General features: G+C 56.6%; 11 protein-coding genes. 5 read left to right on the top strand and 6 right to left on the bottom strand.

The window, feature by feature from the left end:
- The first annotated feature begins 330 nt into the window (after nt 1-330).
- The gene (locus tag ABVF61_RS16005; protein WP_353994533.1) at nt 331-1,356 is read left to right on the top strand and encodes an AraC family transcriptional regulator; all 1,026 of its coding nucleotides are present in this window, start codon (nt 331-333) and stop codon (nt 1,354-1,356) included.
- 65 nt (nt 1,357-1,421) lie between these two features.
- Here the strand turns inward: ABVF61_RS16005 and ABVF61_RS16000 are convergent, their stop codons facing one another.
- The gene (locus tag ABVF61_RS16000) at nt 1,422-4,040 is read right to left on the bottom strand and encodes an AsmA family protein (RefSeq protein ID WP_353994532.1); all 2,619 of its coding nucleotides are present in this window, start codon (nt 4,038-4,040) and stop codon (nt 1,422-1,424) included.
- A 520-nt stretch (nt 4,041-4,560) separates the two neighbouring features.
- Between ABVF61_RS16000 and ABVF61_RS15995 the strand changes: the two genes are divergently transcribed.
- Nucleotides 4,561-6,633: a methyl-accepting chemotaxis protein gene (locus tag ABVF61_RS15995; protein WP_353994531.1), complete on the top strand. Its 2,073-nt coding sequence runs from the start codon at nt 4,561-4,563 to the stop codon at nt 6,631-6,633.
- Nucleotides 6,634-6,691: 58 nt separating this feature from the next.
- Here ABVF61_RS15995 and ABVF61_RS15990 read toward each other — a convergent pair whose 3' ends face one another.
- From ABVF61_RS15990 to ABVF61_RS15980, 3 genes are all read right to left on the bottom strand, one after another.
- Nucleotides 6,692-7,627 carry a HEAT repeat domain-containing protein gene (locus ABVF61_RS15990; RefSeq protein ID WP_353994530.1) on the bottom strand — a complete coding sequence of 312 codons (936 nt, stop codon included), beginning with the start codon at nt 7,625-7,627 and terminating at the stop codon, nt 6,692-6,694.
- Nucleotides 7,627-8,772, bottom strand: a complete 1,146-nt coding sequence (locus ABVF61_RS15985) for a peptidoglycan-binding protein (protein WP_353994529.1) — start codon at nt 8,770-8,772, stop codon at nt 7,627-7,629. The genes ABVF61_RS15990 and ABVF61_RS15985 overlap by 1 nt, the downstream gene beginning before the upstream one ends.
- 265 nt (nt 8,773-9,037) lie before the next feature.
- Nucleotides 9,038-9,817 carry a FadR/GntR family transcriptional regulator gene (locus ABVF61_RS15980; protein WP_353994528.1) on the bottom strand — a complete coding sequence of 260 codons (780 nt, stop codon included), beginning with the start codon at nt 9,815-9,817 and terminating at the stop codon, nt 9,038-9,040.
- A 249-nt stretch (nt 9,818-10,066) separates the two neighbouring features.
- Here ABVF61_RS15980 and ABVF61_RS15975 point away from each other — a divergent pair, with 249 nt between their 5' ends.
- The 3 genes from ABVF61_RS15975 to dld all read left to right on the top strand — a co-directional run bounded on the left by ABVF61_RS15975 (nt 10,067) and on the right by dld (nt 15,079).
- Nucleotides 10,067-11,116, top strand: coding sequence for a TRAP transporter substrate-binding protein (locus ABVF61_RS15975; protein WP_353994527.1), 1,050 nt, complete (start codon nt 10,067-10,069; stop codon nt 11,114-11,116).
- 122 nt (nt 11,117-11,238) lie between these two features.
- On the top strand, nt 11,239-13,305 hold the full coding sequence (locus tag ABVF61_RS15970) for a TRAP transporter large permease subunit (RefSeq protein ID WP_353994526.1): 2,067 nt from the start codon (nt 11,239-11,241) through the stop codon (nt 13,303-13,305).
- Between the two features lie 55 nt (nt 13,306-13,360).
- Nucleotides 13,361-15,079 carry a D-lactate dehydrogenase gene (dld, locus tag ABVF61_RS15965; protein WP_353994525.1) on the top strand — a complete coding sequence of 573 codons (1,719 nt, stop codon included), beginning with the start codon at nt 13,361-13,363 and terminating at the stop codon, nt 15,077-15,079.
- A 133-nt stretch (nt 15,080-15,212) separates the two neighbouring features.
- On the opposite strand, the gene ABVF61_RS15960 is transcribed toward dld, so the two are convergent.
- Together ABVF61_RS15960 and ABVF61_RS15955 are read right to left on the bottom strand one after the other, a co-directional pair.
- Nucleotides 15,213-15,593 (bottom strand): VOC family protein, encoded by a 381-nt coding sequence (locus ABVF61_RS15960; protein ID WP_353994524.1) that lies wholly within the window; start codon nt 15,591-15,593, stop codon nt 15,213-15,215.
- Nucleotides 15,594-15,662: 69 nt separating this feature from the next.
- Nucleotides 15,663-16,484 carry an AraC family transcriptional regulator gene (locus ABVF61_RS15955; RefSeq protein ID WP_353994523.1) on the bottom strand — a complete coding sequence of 274 codons (822 nt, stop codon included), beginning with the start codon at nt 16,482-16,484 and terminating at the stop codon, nt 15,663-15,665.
- Nucleotides 16,485-16,745 lie beyond the last annotated feature (261 nt).

Here is a 16,745-nt window from a genome sequence, read left to right as displayed (position 1 = left end):
ACAGGTGCCAGCTGTGCCTCTCGCAGTCCAAAAACAAAAAACCGCGCCGAAGCGCGGTCAAAAGGCTGCCGATACGCCGTGGCCGGGAACCACAGCACGCATGTCACAGTCGGTGGGGGGCACGGGACGTGACGAACGATCGGTAGCCTGTAGTTTGACGTTATTCCGCGATGACTTTTGTTGTTGTTCGACGGGACCATCGCGCGGAATTGCTTTTTTGTTTTCGTGTCCGTCCGTTCGATCTTTATTTAGGCATGCAATGAAGCTTCCGATTGTCCGCAACAGCCAATATGCTGTCATTTGGTGCCAATTTGTCCGGGGGAGGTCATCTTGAGCGAAGCCGAAGTCGATGCCGCATTGATCAAGGCCGCCATCAAGGCGATGGCGAGCCGTGGTGAAGATCACGCAAACGCTCTTAAGGCGTCGGGTCTCACACCAGAAGACCTGCAAGGGTTCGAAGGGCGCATACCACTCAAAAAGTCCGATGCCTTTTTTGAACAGGCAGCAAAGTATCTGAACGACGACCTGTTTGGTTTCGAGGTCGGCAAGGCGACGCCCACCGGCACATTCGGCGTAATCGCCTATCTTGGCCTGTCGGCAGCAACGCTGGAACAGGCCATCCTGAACCACGTCAAGTACGTCAATATCTTCGTCGACAGTTATCGTCTTTCGCTGACAAAAACCGGAACGACTGCGAAACTGTTCTATGAGGGGGTCGACCGGAGCTCTTATTTCAAACGGCAGGCCAACGAGGCGGGGATGGCAGCCATCCTGTCGAACTATCGGTATGGCACCGGAAGGATCCTGCGACCGGTGGAAGTCCATTTTCATCACCAGCGCACTGAGGCACCCGCGGAAATGAAGCTCTTTTTCGGGTGCCCGATTTTCTTCGGCAGCGACATGCACGGGATGGTGTTTCACGCGGCAGACCTGGAAACGCCGCTTGTCCACGCGGACCAGGATCTGCTCGCCCTCATGTCAAATGTCGCGGACAGGATGCTTGAAGAGCGGCGCGCGGCGCCGAAGTCCTTTTTGTCCAATGTCGAGTTTCACGTTATCGACGGTCTGTCAAAAGGCCAGAGCTCGGCAAGTGTCGTCGCAGGCAAACTGGGTATGACGGAGCGCACCTTCGCACGGCGGCTCGGCGACGAAGGGACCACGTTTTCGGAAGTCCTTGAGGATGTACGGCAGAACCTCTCCGAGGAGTACCTGAAAAAAAGCGACCTCTCCCTTCCTGAGATTGCCTATCTGCTCGGCTATTCGGATTCGCCGGCCTTCATTCGCGCCTATAAGCGCTGGTTCGGCGTCACACCAGGTGCGCGTGCCTCGGAAGTCCGCCGCTTGAATGCGGGCTAGGTACATCAATCGGTCGCAGGCACAGAATACCGGGGCAGTTCAAAGCATCGCAGACCTAACACGGCTTACTTGGGTCCGGAATTTTTCGGCAAGGTACAGGGCCGAGCCTTTTCGTCAATCGGTCCTGATCCGCGAAACAGGTGGCTGACAAGATTGAGCGGCAGGGATACGACCTCGCCGATGGCGCGGCCCGGACCTGCGTCCTTTACGGTCACGTCCGGTTTCCCCAGCGTGCCATGGATCTCGAAGGGGGATACGATCTCGACCAGCTGTTTGCGCTTGGCGCGGGGAGCGAAGGACAAGTCCAGCGCCCCGGACCTCAGATTGACACTGCCCGCACCGACGATCTGAACATTCTCGGTTTCAACGATCATTTGCCTGGACGTTGCAACACCGTTCTTGAAATGCAGCGGAAGCACCGCGCAGACGAGCTTGCTTGTATGCTCCTTGTTGCTGGTCACCAACCAGGTAAAGACATTCAGTCCGGTCAGGTCGATGAGCCGGTTCGGCAGCGTCCCACCCCAGAGCGAGGCCGTTACATTGCCGGAAAGCGATCTCAGAAAAGCTGTCTCTGAGACGGCACTGCCTCTGACGTCAAAGCTGGCGTAAACCGTACTGGAGATCGGCGCTGTCAGCCCAAATTCACTCATGAGGCTCTTGAGCGGAAACTTTTCCATGCGGCCATTTGCGGTGGCGGGCCGGTTTTCGGAGCCAAGACTGATGCCGAAGTCACCTTTCACGGTGCCGCCAATGAAGTCGAGCTTGAACCCGGCCAGCCGCACCTTGTCGTCATCGTATTTCAAGGCGCCCGTGAGATTGCCGGCGTGTTTGTTTCCGGAGACAATTTTCTTCACGTTCAAGGCGATATCGGCCCGCAAGGCAGCCTCGAACTCCTTTGTCAGTTCGATATCGTTGTCGTTTTCCAGACCAGTCGCACCGAGCTTTGCAAAATCCACGAGATCAGACAGATCCGTGAAATCCATCTCATCCGATGAGATTGTTCCGACCACCATCCAGCTCGACCCGTCATCGTCGCTCTCCAACTTGAGATCGGTTGTGATATCGGTCGCGCCAGCGCTCAACTTGCCTTTGAGCTTCGCACCCTCCGGCGCAAGACCGCTGGATCCTGAAAAACTGATGGCAGGAAACGCCTTCTCTGTTTTTACCCCAAGAGCGGCAAGAACTTTCGCAGGCTTGGGAATCGTAAGGTTGGTCGCAAAATCCAGCTCCTCGACCACGCGAAACTCAGGAATTGCGAGATCGAAATTCAAATCGAGCAGCTCAGTCTCCTCGACGTCTCCGCTCAACTCTTCAAGCCCGAACGAGCCCGACGCTTCGTTCAGCGAAACCTTGCCTTTCACATATCCGAGCTCCGGAGCATCTGTTGCAGGCCGGTTCAGCAAAATGGCGGTTGGAAACCGGTAGGAGCCTGTGAAGCTTGCGCCGGAAAACGCGAGGATATCCCCTACCTCGCCGGTCATTGTGAGATACGGCGCGTCGTCAGGTCCATCGAGAATAGTGACCTCTTTCAGCCCGACCTTGTCATCCGCGCTCTTGATGACTCTGCCGACCGTGATCGGCCCGATCTCATCGAACTCCAGAAGAACAGCGTTCGTTGTGATGCTTGTCTGGTCGACTGACAGGGCCCTGAGCGGGCCGCTTACATGTCCTTCGATTTCTTTTACGTTGACGGCAAACGATCCGGTCGGCTCCTGCTTGAGGGGTGCAAGCACCGTTTTAAAATTCACGTCTATCAGCGTCTGCCGGAAGAGGTCGGAGAGCGCACCCGTCACCGTGACCCGATCGTCATTTTCACCCTCGTAGTCGAGTTTAAGAGCCGTCACATCGAGACTGTCGACAGGCCCGGCAAAAGACCAGCTCGAGGTGGCAGTACCTTCGACCGCACTTTCCAGGCCAAGCGAGGCGAGCAGTTCCGTTATGGACTGCGAGTTTGCGCTCAGATCACCCTCGATACGTGCAATTGTTTGCGACGTATCGACGGTTCCGTTCAAACTTGTTTCCAGGCCAGGAAACGAGATTGTCAGATCGAACGGACCGGACTTTTCCCGCGTTGCGACCGTCGAAGAAGGCACCTCACCTGCTGCCGTCAACCGGGTTCCGTTCACGGAGGCATCGAATTCGATCCCGGTCGACTTTGCGCTGCTTCCGGTGGTCAGCCTCAGCGTGTTGATCGCAAAAGTTTCGTCCCAGCCGTCAGCTTCATCGACAAAGCGGAACACGACATCCGTCAACTCCATGTTGTCCAGGACCGGACTGTTGATAAGCGTAGACGGCAGCTCGAAAGCGGATGACTTCTGACTTTGTCCACCCGGGCGATACTCAATCTCTGCTCCGCTCATGTGAAAGTCCCGAATGCCGGATACCTGGCCGCGCAAAAGGCTGTAAGGCGCGTTGAACTCGACGGTCTCGAAGACGCGCGCCTTGTCTCCTCCCCCGCCCGAGGAGCGCTCGATATAGGAATCCTCAATCCTCACGCCCAATCTCAGGCCAGGGGTCAGGATTACCGGACCGCGCACTTCCACCGTCCGACCCAGGACACGGCTCAGGATCTGAGCGGCCTGCTCCTGGCGCACCGAAGCATAGAGATCCAGCGTCGCCAGCGAATAGGCAAACGCAAGCCCTGCGAAAACGAGCCCGATCAGACCGATCGCTAAACGGCGCAAAAGTCTTGCAGATCCGCGCGATGGTTTTTGCTCCGCATTGTCCACTGCTGCCAGCCTTTCATCCTCCTTCCGGATGGAGCGCCATTTCGTGTGCCTTCCCTTTCGGAAGTGTCGCAGTCCGACGCCAGTTCAAGTGACTGGATACCATCTTAGAACCCGCACGGTGATCACTGTTTTTGTTATTGCTCGCGCTCTGCGGCTATCGGTTCATTGTCAACAGATCTGAACACGCCCCATTTTGGTTTGGCAAAACAAAACCTATCCTCGCGAGTTGGTTGCATCGCCGCCACTCGCGCTGATCAACAAACCACCTTAAGGGCTTTTGCAAATCAAATTGCAGGACCAACGACCCGCAAATCAAGAATGCTCAAATCGACCGAGGGTAACTTCAGGTTGCTACAGACCGTTAACGCAATATTCACCCTGTGAAATTACTGTTTTAATTCAATTAAAACTGAAAAAATCGGTCTTTTTCTAAAGAACGGAAAGCTTTCGGTGACTTCAGCACAGTTGAGCTAGAATGAAGATTAGACTGTCAAACTTTTTGCCTGCAACGGCAATCGCATGTGCAGGCCTGGCAATCGGTGTGTTCCTGTTGCTTTCGATCTTGAATATCAAAGCGGAATACCGCCAGAGATCTGAAATATTGATGCAACAGATCGCGACGGCCAACGCAGAAAAAGCCGCAAACGTTCTGAAAGCCGCTCAAGACGAAATTGTTTACCAGGCGGGTACAACACAGTTTGAAAAGGCGACCATCGACTTCGCGTCAGGGTGGGACTCAAGCGACCCGGCTACGGTCAAGGACATTTTTCTCAAAGCCGATGGCGATCGCAGCGAGATCGTTATGGGCGATGGAATCGAAATCTTCGAATTCATGCACGAAGCGCATCATAGCCTCATCAAGGACTATCTCGAGCAGTCGGTCTATCAGGACATAGCGCTGCTGTCGCCGGAGGGTTTTGTCTACTACTCCGTGCACAAGGGTGATGCCTTCGGCTCTTCCGTCACCGCGGATTCGCCGCTTGAGGAAAGCCGCAACCTGGCACTCGCCTTGGCCGGGGCGATAGACACACAAGGGTATCTGACGCCTTTCGTTCACACCGAAAACGGTACGGCTGTTGCCATGCTGGCAGCGAAAATCGAGAGCGAGGGCTCGCATATAGGCTATTTCGTTGGAACACTCGATGCTGCGGCATTGTCTTCTCAGTTCGACACCCTTGATATGCTTGGCAAGACAGGGCGCATCGCGTTGTTGGATCAGGACATGCAGCCGATCGCAGCATCGACTTCAGATCCCGCAGACGCGCTCGTCTCAGGCACGAATGTTGCGGACACAAGCGGCATCCTGTCCGTTGCCTGGCTTGAGGGCAAAGATGTTTTCTATGTCGCGACACCCTTGCAGGGTTCAGAGGGCTCATTCTTTCTTGTCGCCCAGCAGGACACCGCTGAAATCTATGCACCCGTAAATGCCTTGTGTGCCCTCTTGTTGTGGATGGCCGCAGCGGTTCTTGGTGTCACCGGCGGTCTCGTCTATCTGGTCTTCGGCCGCGCCCTGCGTCCGCTGAAGGAAGTTTCGGGAACAATCTCGAACGTTTCAGCCGGCATTCTTGAAGGAAACAACGTCAAGGAGAGCAAGTTTTTCGAGATCCAACAGATCTCCCAGGCTCTGTCTGTCTTCATTGAGAACCTTGCGGAGAAAAAGCGCCTGGAGGAGGACCGCGAACTCAAGCAGGCGCACCAGGAAGAAAATCGTCTCAGGATTACCTCCGAGATCACGAGTTTCAAAACCTCAATCTCCTCCATCATTGAAGAATTGAAAACCGAAGCCAATGAAATGAAGTCGAGCGCCGACCGACTGGACCGCGTTGCCAGCGCTTCCAATCAGTATGTTGACACTGTCCGGACCGCTTCGAGCGATGCCACCCAGAATGTCTCCCTTGTGGCTCAGTCGACAAAGGAACTGGCCCTGACAATTTCCGAAATCACTAGCCAGACCCAAAAGACCAAGGCCACTGCGGAACAGGCATCGGAACTTGCCGTCAGCACCGGAAACGGCATCGATCAGTTCATTTCGACAACGGCAAACATCAGCGAAATCCTCGAGTTCATCAACGAGATTTCCGAACACACCAGTCTGCTTGCACTCAATGCAACCATCGAAGCGGCAAGAGCTGGCGAAGCTGGCAAAGGGTTCGGCGTTGTTGCCTCGGAGGTCAAACAACTGGCCGTCAAAACCGCAAGTGCAACCGGGCAGATTTCAGATCAGATCGCGAATGTCCAAGCCTCTTCAAAAGAGATGATGGGAGCAGTCAAGCAAGTCACGAGTGCGATTGACCAGGTCAACGAGTTGGCGACTTCGATCGCAGAAGCCGTGCAGTCACAAAGCGACTCCGCCAAGGAAATCTCGCACAATCTCGACGTCGCGACTGACGGCAGCCGCGTCGTCGACACGAATATCGAAACAATGTCGGCGCGCATTGAAGAAACCAACAAGGAAGCCGAGACAATTCTCTCGCTCTCCGAAGATGTCGACCGCCTGAATATCAAGCTGGACGAGGCCGTCGACCATTTCCTCAAGCAGGTTGCCTAGTCATCCGCGAAGACACCTGCCGCCTCATGAGGGACTTTATGCGATTGCTCAGACGGGTCTATTTTGCTGCAGCGATGTAATTCTCCAGTTCCGCCTTTATCGTCTCGATGGTCTGATCCGGCAGACGCTCGTCAGCCATGCCGTCAATATCTGCATCCAGGTTGAAACGCGCCGCAAACCGTGTCGCGGCGAGATCGGCAAGGCGCATACCGGTCTCGGCACCCGAGGGCGCATCGCCCTGCACCGGCCTGGTGTCTGTGAGCGTTACCGCCGCCAGGGCCTCGATAACGTGGGGACTGTCAATCTCGCGCAACGCCGACAACAGGAATTCAACTGTTGGAAGATCTCCTGATCCGGCAGCTGCGATCAGATTATCCCTTGCGCGAACTTCACCCAGTTTCGCAAGTGCGGTATCAGCCATCAGGCCTATAGAGACAGCTGATGACGACGTGAAGACTTCCGTGAGTTCATCGCCCTTTGCGTCCCGCAGTTTCTGAAGAACGGTAATCGTCTCCTCCGTTGCCGGATCATGGGCCAAAATTAGGATTGCCCCCCCTGCAGTCAGACCATTCTCGACAGCCTTGCGGATCTGATCACCGACACCTGGCTGCATCGCGTCCGGACCAAGGCGGTAGATTGCAGCAGAAGCGCGCGTTGCGACGTCGTCAACCGGGTCCGCCAGTGCAGCAGCGAGCACCGGAACAGCTGCCGGATCGTCAATCCGTCCGAGCATTGTTACAGCTTCGCGCCTGACGGTTTCGTCGTTGTCGGCAAGCAAACGTTCTAGTGCAGGTATGGCGGCTGCCGTCGGTGCCGGCAGCGCACCGAGTGGTCCGTAGTCACCGGTCTTTGCTGCCTCGAATGCCTGGAGAAGACTGGCCTCGTTGAAAGATCCGGTCACAGGTGACCTGCTTTGTTCCGCGCCAACACCGCCCGACACAACGGCCGTGGCGGTGGCGATTGCCACAGCAACGATTGCGAGTTTCCAGCGCATCACGGATTCATGACATTTGCATGCGCCCGTGGAATGAAAGCGCCGGCACCCTGACCACCCACCATAAGATCGCGCGCGTTCGCCGTATGGCCATGCACGCCGAGGTGATGGCCAATCTCGTGTGCCAAAACGTGCCAGAATGGCCAGGCAAGATCATCTTCAAGCAGGCAGTTGCCGCCGGCCGTACCGGCGTCGGCCCCATCCCCCAGTTTCTCATCCTGCTCGTAGCGCCAGACGAAAAAGACATTGAGATCCGATGCCGTGTCTCGATTGGCGACGACCTTGCGCCACTCGTCCGTCCCGGGCACGCCGGTCCATTTGACAATCTGTCCGAGATTGCCAGCAACGCTGTAGCTTGGATTGACAGAACGCTTGACTAGCTCGACGTTGATCTGATCCTGAAAAAGCTTGTTGGCGTGGTCAAATGTAGGTTGCAGACTGCCCGGCTTGCGTCTGGTCTGGTGACCGGAGGTATCGCTGACATAGTTGAAGGTCATCGTGACGGTCTTCTTCGACTTCACCGAAACGTCGAGCCTGATAACGGTCGCAGGGCCCTTCTTTGCCAAAATCTGAATGTTCGACTTGGTATGGCCCTTGATGATGAACTCGCGCCCACCGTGGACGAAACACTTCTTCACTTCGTGGACGGTTGCAACACCGGTATTGGCACTTACTACCGTAAGATCTGCACCGTCCATCAGGCGAATGCGCCGTTCACCGTTCAAAGGAACCATTTGCCAACGGGGAATGGTGGTCTCGTCAAACCCCTGAAGCTCCTGCGTCGCCTCGAACCGTGGCGCGTTCGGACCAGGAGGTGCCGGTGAAACCGGATTTGCGCCACCGGGCATTTTCTGGAAGATCTGATCGAGACGGTTCAAGGTATCCCGACCGACAATGCCGTCAACCGAGCAGCCGTCCTGCTCGGTTTGAAACTTGCGTGTCGCGGCATACGTCTCCTGACCGAATATGCCATCCATAACGCCGCCTGCACCGGTGGAATTCGGGAGATTGAAATTGAGATCGACGTAAGCTTTCTGCACAAGGGCGACTGCATCGCCCCGTTCACCCCACTTCATGTATGGAGAATTTTGTGCCGCGGACTGGAGCCGCACGTTGTCCTTAAAGCGATCAGATGTCAGAGCCATTCCGGCAGTCCTCTTCTACGTACGCCCTGAACTGAAACACCCCCAAGTCGGCCTGCCTAAGATGCTTCACGTAACGTCAGAATATCGCAAAGGAGGTCTTAGCGCGAGTCGAGATTGCGCAATCAACCAAGGATTCACCCACCAAGGAACGCCTTTGATCGGCTTTCCCCTGGGAGCGGTGCTTTCCTAGTGAAGCGTTGCCAAGAGCCTGCGCTTGCGGTCACGTTTGCCGCACCGCGCTCACCTGAACAGGATGTTTTCCGGCTTACAAACCAATAGCCTGCTTACGTTTTTTTGCGAGCGCCTCACGGCGGTCCCGGTTTTCGCCGACACGGAAAGACATTTCCACGAAATCCAGATGATCTCTCGCGGCGGCCTCCGCTTCAGCGGCGTCACCTGCGAGCACGGCTTCGGCGATCCGTTTGTGCTGTTCCATCAGCCGGTCGCCCGATCCGTCGATGGTGCGCAGGAAGCGGCGATTGTAAAAAACGCCGCGGCGCGTGAGATCGTATATGGAGCGCATCATGTGGATCAGCATGGCATTGTGACTGGCGTTAACGACAATGCTGTGGAATTTCACGTCAGCCTCTTCCGAGGCCTCCAGATCGCCTTCCACCTGCGCCCGCTGCAGTTCGGCAATCACTTCCTCGATCGCCGCCCGGTCGGAAGGCGTTGCCCGTTCGGACGCAAGCCGTGCCGCAAAAGCCTCCTGCTCCTTGCGATATTCCAGGTAATCATAAAAGGCGACGCCGTGGCGGGCATAGAGGCTGATGAGCGCGGGGCTCATGGCCTGGCCGGAAAGTTGGGCGACAAACGTCCCCTCGCCATGGCGGACGTGAAGCAGACCGAGATCTTCCAGACGTTTAAGCGCATCTCTGACCTTTGGGCGGGAGACGTCGAACCTTTCCGAAAGCTCGCGTTCTGAAGGCAGCCGAGCGCCCTCCTGCAGAATGCCTTGAACGATGAGGTTTTCAATCTGATTTGCGACCAGATCGACGACGGATTCTGCGGCAATTGGTTCGAACAAGCTATTTAGATCACCCATACGGCACCTCCAACGGGATTGGTAATCTTGCTTTACCTCACATGCAAGTAGTTTCCCCGACACACCTCCGTTTATGCACCTGATTTCAATTCTTTAAGCGCCAACAACCTGTCATTTAACCTCGACGCTAAGCATCAGTGGTAAATAAAATTGTTGACTAAATTAGAAGGTTAATTTTATTTACCTCTGGTTTTTGGTGATGGCAGACCGTGACGGACTGCCCAAAACCGCGTTTTTGGAGGAGATAAAATGACCAAGCTTCTGACCAGCCTTTTGCTCGCCGCCGGCCTTGCCGCGCAGCCTGCTCTTGCCGCCGACAAACTGCTTCTGAAAGTCCCTGTGGCGTTCTCAACGGAGCTGCCGAGCCTCGGCACACCGATCCCGCGCGTCGCCGAAGAAGTCAAAGTGATGTCCGGCGGCACCTTGCGCATGAAGGTGTATGAACCCGGCAAACTGGTTCCGGCGTTCGAAATCCTGGATGCCGTTTCGTCCGGCAAGATCAATGCCGGCTACACGACAGCAGGCTACTGGGCCGGCAAGATCCCGGCCGCCCCCTTGTTTTCGGCAATCCCGTTCGGCCCGGAGGCCGGCGAGTACATGGCCTGGCTCTACTACGGCAACGGCCTCGATCTTTACCAGCGCATGTATGACGAAGCTGGCTACAACGTGAAAGTCCTGCCGTGCGCTGTGATCGCACCTGAAACATCCGGCTGGTTTTCCAAGGAAATCAATTCCGCCGACGATCTGAAGGGCCTGAAGATGCGCTTCTTCGGCCTTGGCGGAAAAGTGATGGAAAAGCTCGGGGTCGCAACATCCCTGCTTCCGGGCGGCGAGATCTTCCCAGCCCTTGAAAAAGGCGCCATCGATGCGACCGAGTTCTCCATGCCGGCAATCGACCAGCGTCTCGGCTTCCATAAGGTCGCCAAGTACAACTACTTCCCCGGCTGGCACCAGCAGGCGACCGTCTTTGAGCTTCTGATCAACAAGGACGTCTGGGATGCCGCATCCGAGCAGCACCAGCACATCCTGGCCGAAGCCTGCAAAGCTTCCATGGCCGACAGCTTTGCCGAGGGAGAAGCCCTGCAATTCGACGCCCTGAAACGCAACGTGGAGGAAAACGGCGTCGAGATCCGCAAGTGGAGCCCGGAAATGCTGCAGCTCTTCCGTGATACCTGGGAAGAAGTCGCGGCAGAAGAAAGCGCTAACAACGCCTACTTCGCCGAGGTCTATGCCGACCTGACCGCGTTCCGCACGAACTACGACCTGTGGGAACAGAACGCGTTCCTGCCCCGCTTCTGACACAGCGTCCGCCGTGCCCGCCTGATCGGGCACGGCTTCCTACTGCTTTCAGCGCGCCAGCAAAGGTCTTTGCCAGGACCGCGCAAGGATGAGCCGTACCGGACTTGAGGAGGACCGGCACCATGAGCATGAACACGAATTACGAAGGCGATCTCGCCCAGCACTATGAGGCGATCACCGAACACAAGGATCCGGACCGCTTTGGACTTGCGGTTGCGATCGACACCTTCGTGAAAACCACCGGCCACGTGGTCATGCTGGCCAATCTCTTGCTGGTCGCCGCCATCGTTACCCAGGTTGTTCTGCGTTACGCGTTCAACGTGAACCTGCCCAAGCTCGATGAACTCCAGTGGCACATCTACGGACTCGTGACGATGATCGGGGTCTCCTATGCACTGACCACCGACAGCCATGTGCGTGTCGATCTCATGCATATGCAACTGTCGCGCAGGGCACAGAGGATCGTCGAAATCCTGGGCATCCTGTTCCTGTTGACCCCGTTTGTCTGGCTGATGGTCGACCAGGGGTTCGACTATTTTCAGGAAAGTTTTCGCGTCAACGAACGCTCCTCTTCCGCAACAGGCCTGCCCTTCCGTTGGGCCTTCAAAGCAATCATACCGATCAGTTTCATCCTTCTGGGAGTTGCCGCGGTCGCGCGCCTTTTGCACGATGTTCATGCCCTGATCGTTGCGGATCCTTCCGAACGGCAAGGTGCTGGCCTCACTCGTCTCCTGGTGCTCATCGGTGTCTTCGCGCTGATAACGGCCGGGCTGTCGACCCTTGTGGAGACAACAGAAGAAATGCTCGTCATTGCCATGTTCATGAGCTTTGTCGGGTTACTCTTCACCGGATTTCCGGTCGCCTGGACCCTGGCCGGAACAGGCATGATTTTCTGCGGCCTCGCCTATCAGTTCGACATGGGCAACATGGCCTGGACCGGTCTGGAAGACACGTTCACCGGTCTTGACTACCTGACCCTCGGCGCTGTCGTGAACCGGGTCTATGCGGTCATGTCGAATGCCGTTCTAGTGGCGCTGCCGATGTTTATCTTCATGGGGCTGATGCTCGATGAAAGCGGTGTCGCCGAGCGCCTCATGACCTCCATGACACGCCTCTTCGGCACTGTCCGCGGCGGTCTTGCCATAACGGTGACCCTGATCGGCATCATTCTTGCCGCCTCAACCGGCATTGTCGGTGCGTCCGTGGTGCTTTTGGGTGTTCTGTCTCTGCCGGCCATGATGCAGCACCGGTATTCCAAAACCCTTTCGACGGGTGTCGTTGCGGCCTCCGGGACGCTCGGCATCCTGATCCCGCCATCCATCATGCTTGTCATCATGGCGGACCAGATGGCGCTTTCGGTCGGCGATCTCTTCATGGCGGCCGCCATTCCCGGCATGCTACTGGGTGCAATCTACCTGCTCTATATTTTCGTGCTGGCCCTTTTGAACCCGAAAGCAGCGCCGGCGCCCGAAGGCGCCAGCGCACCGGACTGGGCAGCGTTCAAGGATATTCTGGTTGCCCTGGTTCCACCGCTTTTGCTGATCTTCGCCGTTTTGGGGTCGATTTTTGCGGGCATCTGCACACCAACGGAAGCCTCGGGCATCGGCGCGATCGGGGCCACTCTCCTGGCGCTTGCCTATCGCAAGCTGACCTTCCGCAAAACCTGGAACGTGCTCAAGGCAACCTTCAACACGACCGCCTACATCTTCGCGATCTTTCTCGGCGCCACAGTGTTTTCGTTTGTCCTCAGAGAACTCGGCGGCGACGAGCTGATCGAGAGCATGGTCTCTTCGACCGGGCTGGGGCCGAGCGGAACGGTGATCTTTATCCTGTGCATTGTCTTCCTGCTCGGGTTCGTACTCGACTGGATTGAAATCACGCTGATCGTGCTTCCGCTGATGAGGCCCATCGTGAACGGGCTTGGTCTCGATATCCCTGGCTTCGGTGCCATCGACGAGCCTGCGCTGGTCTGGTTCGTGATCCTGGTTGCGGTCACCCTTCAGACATCTTTCCTGACACCGCCGGTGGGCTTCTCGCTCTTCTACCTCAAAGGCGTGTGCCCGGACGGCATCAAGCTGACGGATATCTACAAGGGGATCGTGCCCTTCGTGCTGCTGCAACTCTTCGGTCTGGCGCTTGTCTTCCTCTGGCCCGCGCTCGCCACCTGGCTGCCCTCGGTCGCCTATTGATCAATCCGGCGGGCCGGTCTTCCGGCCCGCCATTCGCCCTGGCATGAGGTTCGAGATGAAAAACGATGTTCTGATTCAAAAGCTGAAAGAAATTGTCGGTCCTCGGCATTGCATGACACAAGACCGCAAGACTAAACGCTTTCGCAAAGGGTTCCGATCCGGCGAAGGAGGAGCGATTGCGGTTGTCGTGCCGGGAACACTCGTTGAAATGTGGCACGTTCTTGAGGCGGTTGTGGCTGCCGATTGCATCACGATCATGCAGGCGGCCAATACCGGTTTGACGGAGGGCTCGACCCCAAAGGACAGCTACGACCGCGACGTCGTGATTATCTCGACACTGCGTCTCGACAAGTTGCATGTCTTGGACGACGGCCGCCAGATCGTCAGCCAACCCGGTGGCACGCTCTTCAAGCTGGAAAGGCTCCTGAAACCGCTCGGGCGGCAGCCTCACTCGGTGATCGGCTCCTCCTGCATCGGCGCGTCTATCGTCGGCGGTGTCTGCAACAATTCAGGCGGGTCCCTGGTACGGCGCGGTCCGGCGTACACGGAACTTTCCCTGTTTGCACAGATCGATCAAGCAGGCGAACTACAACTGATCAATCACCTGGGCATTAACCTCGGCCAGTCCCCTGAAGAAATTCTCGGGAAGCTTGATCGGAACGAGATCGATCCTGCGTGCGTTGACTGGGACACCGGACGGGCCTCGGATGACAGTTATGGCGAACGCGTGCGCGACATCGATGCAGAGACACCGTCACGCTATAATGCCGACCCGCGCTGTCTCTATGAATCCTCAGGCTCGGCAGGAAAAGTGGTCGTTTTTGCGGTGCGACTCGATACCTTCCCGATCGAGAAGGGTGAGAAGGTCTACTACATCGGTACCAATGACACGCGCCAACTGACGGCTTTGCGTCGCCGGCTTCTGGCAGACCTGCCGGAACTACCGGTCAGCGCGGAGTATCTCCACCGTGAGTGCTTTGATGTGGCCCATCGCTATGGCAAGGACACAGTGCTGATGATCGACTGGTTCGGCACCGACCGGTTGCCATTCTTCTTTGCCATGAAGGGTGCCATCGACGCCCGTTTGAACAAGCTCCCTTTCCTGCCGAAAAACCTGACCGACAGGTTCATGCAGTTTCTGTCCCGTCTGGTACCTGAAGCTTTACCAGCAAGCATGCTCGACTACCGAGCACGCTATGAACATCACCTGATCCTGAAGGTTTCCGGCGCGACCGCCGCCCAGACCGAAACGATGCTTGAAGAAACAATTGGTAGCGACGGCTGGTTCCTGTGCGATGACAAGGTAGCGGGCAAGGCGATGCTGCATCGTTTTGCCGCCGCAGGTGCTGCCGTACGCTACGGCGCGGTTCACACCAATGAATGTGAGGACATTCTTGCGCTCGACATTGCGCTACGACGCAATGACCCGGACTGGTTCGAACAGCTGCCAGGGGACATTGAGGACCAACTTGCAACCAAGCTCTACTACGGCCATTTCCTGTGCCACGTTCTGCATCAGGATTATGTGGTAAAAAAGGGCCGCGATCCGAAAAAATTGAAAGCGCGGCTTCTGGAAATCCTGGATGAGCGCGGCGCTGAATATCCGTCCGAACACAATGTCGGGCACGTTTATACGGCCAAGCCGGCCCTTGCCAGCCACTATCAAACGCTTGATCCGACCAACAGTTTCAATCCCGGCATCGGCAAGATGTCGCGCGAAAAGCACTATGGAGAGGCGGATCACAGCTTACAGGGACAAGAGGCAGCTGAGTGATCGCAGGCGTTTCGCAGCTGTAAAACGCAATCTGCTTCGCAGACGATATGGATGCATGGTACCGCTGTGACGCGCCCATGCATCCCATCACGTTGCAGCCCTCAGAGTTTGGTCGACCAGTCCTCTGACGTGTTCAGTTCATTGAGCTGATGCCAAAGACGTTGCCCTCCGTGTCCCGGCAAAGGCTCACCCAGCCGAATTCACCGATAGAGAATTTGGGCCTCAGAACCTCACCTCCGGCAGCATCAACGCGGGCTTCTTCGACAGCGCAGTCTTCCGCCGAGAAATAGACAACCGTTCCACCCGCGCCCGGAGAAGCGTGCGCCGATTTTGACAAAGCGCCACCCGCGCCGTAAGCGCTCATGTCGGCGGGGAAACTCATCATCTGGGTTTCACCGGTCGGGTCGCCGATGGGTTCCAGTTTGCAGTTCAGCACGGTTTCGTAAAACCGGACGGCACGATCCAGCTCGTTCACATAGATATCGAACCATCCGACAGCGTTCATTTTCGACATAACCAACTTCCTTTCGTCGTTGCATATGCCGCTGACCTACCAAGCCGTCAGGAGCCTGTATTGTAGATATCAGACATCGAACTTCCGGGCGTATTTTTCAGGCGTGTAACCCGTTGCCTTGCGAAAGGAATGGATGAAGTGGGACTGGTCGGCATAGGCAAGTGACGGCTCGCCATCCAGTGATTGCTGCAACCGGAGAACTTTCAAAAAATCGTGCGGTGCAAACCCGGTTGTCTTTTTGAGAACGCGCTGCAACTGGCGCGGCGAAAGATTTGCGATCTCTGCCATGTCGGCAACCGTCCGGATCGCGTCAATGTTCTGGAAGATCTTCTCCGTGACGGGATTGGCAACAACGGTTTGATCCGAAACGAGACCGTCCACGAATTTCGACATCACGGCCTGCTTGGCTACAAAATCCAGGCCGCTCATCTCCTTGTTCAGCGAAACGAGCGGAAGCCCGCCACTATAGCCTCCGTTTACCAGCCCGTAGGCGACCGGCTCGCGGTCCCGTTGCCAGACGCCAGGCAGGAAGCGGATGTTGACGTAGTGAAACGACCGCTGAAGGTTGAGTTCTTCCGACGAGGCCCGGAGACGCGTGATCCCTGCGGCCTTGGGGTCAAGCTGGTCGAAGATCGCGTATGTGCATGCGTCAGGCAACGCGTGAAACCGGTAATCCGACGGTAAGGCAGATTGTGTTTTCAGTTCCAGAAAGCGGTGGACGATACCGCTCAGATGTGCAGGCGGAAGAGCCTCGACAAACTGCACGGCATCAACCGCCCTCTCCCTGCCATTTCCCTTGGGATCATACATCTGATACGCCTGCTCGCTTCTTGGCCCGTCTTCTTCGAGCCATTCTAACTGCACGGTGCACAAGGCAAAACCGGCAGGCATTTCATTTTTCACAGGGATGATGTGTCATCAGCGGTGAACGGGCCAATGCGCCAGCAGTCTGGCCGAGTATCAGTACCTGGCCAAACCGCTCACATGATCGGTCTGGTGCTGAAGATCCGTTCGGTCTCGTTGTTACCGACCGGGTGTCTGCGCCCCGAAGTCCTGCAAGCGCGCAATAATGATCCGCCAGCGCGAATGCTGCTCCGGGGCTGTTGACGGCAAGATCCGGACATGACTCCGCCGTGATTGCTATGCGCCCCT

This window comes from Roseibium sp. HPY-6 (assembly GCF_040530035.1).
Lineage (GTDB): Bacteria > Pseudomonadota > Alphaproteobacteria > Rhizobiales > Stappiaceae > Roseibium.
Note: the sequence above shows the minus strand (reverse complement) of the source record. Positions and strands in the feature narration are given on the sequence as shown.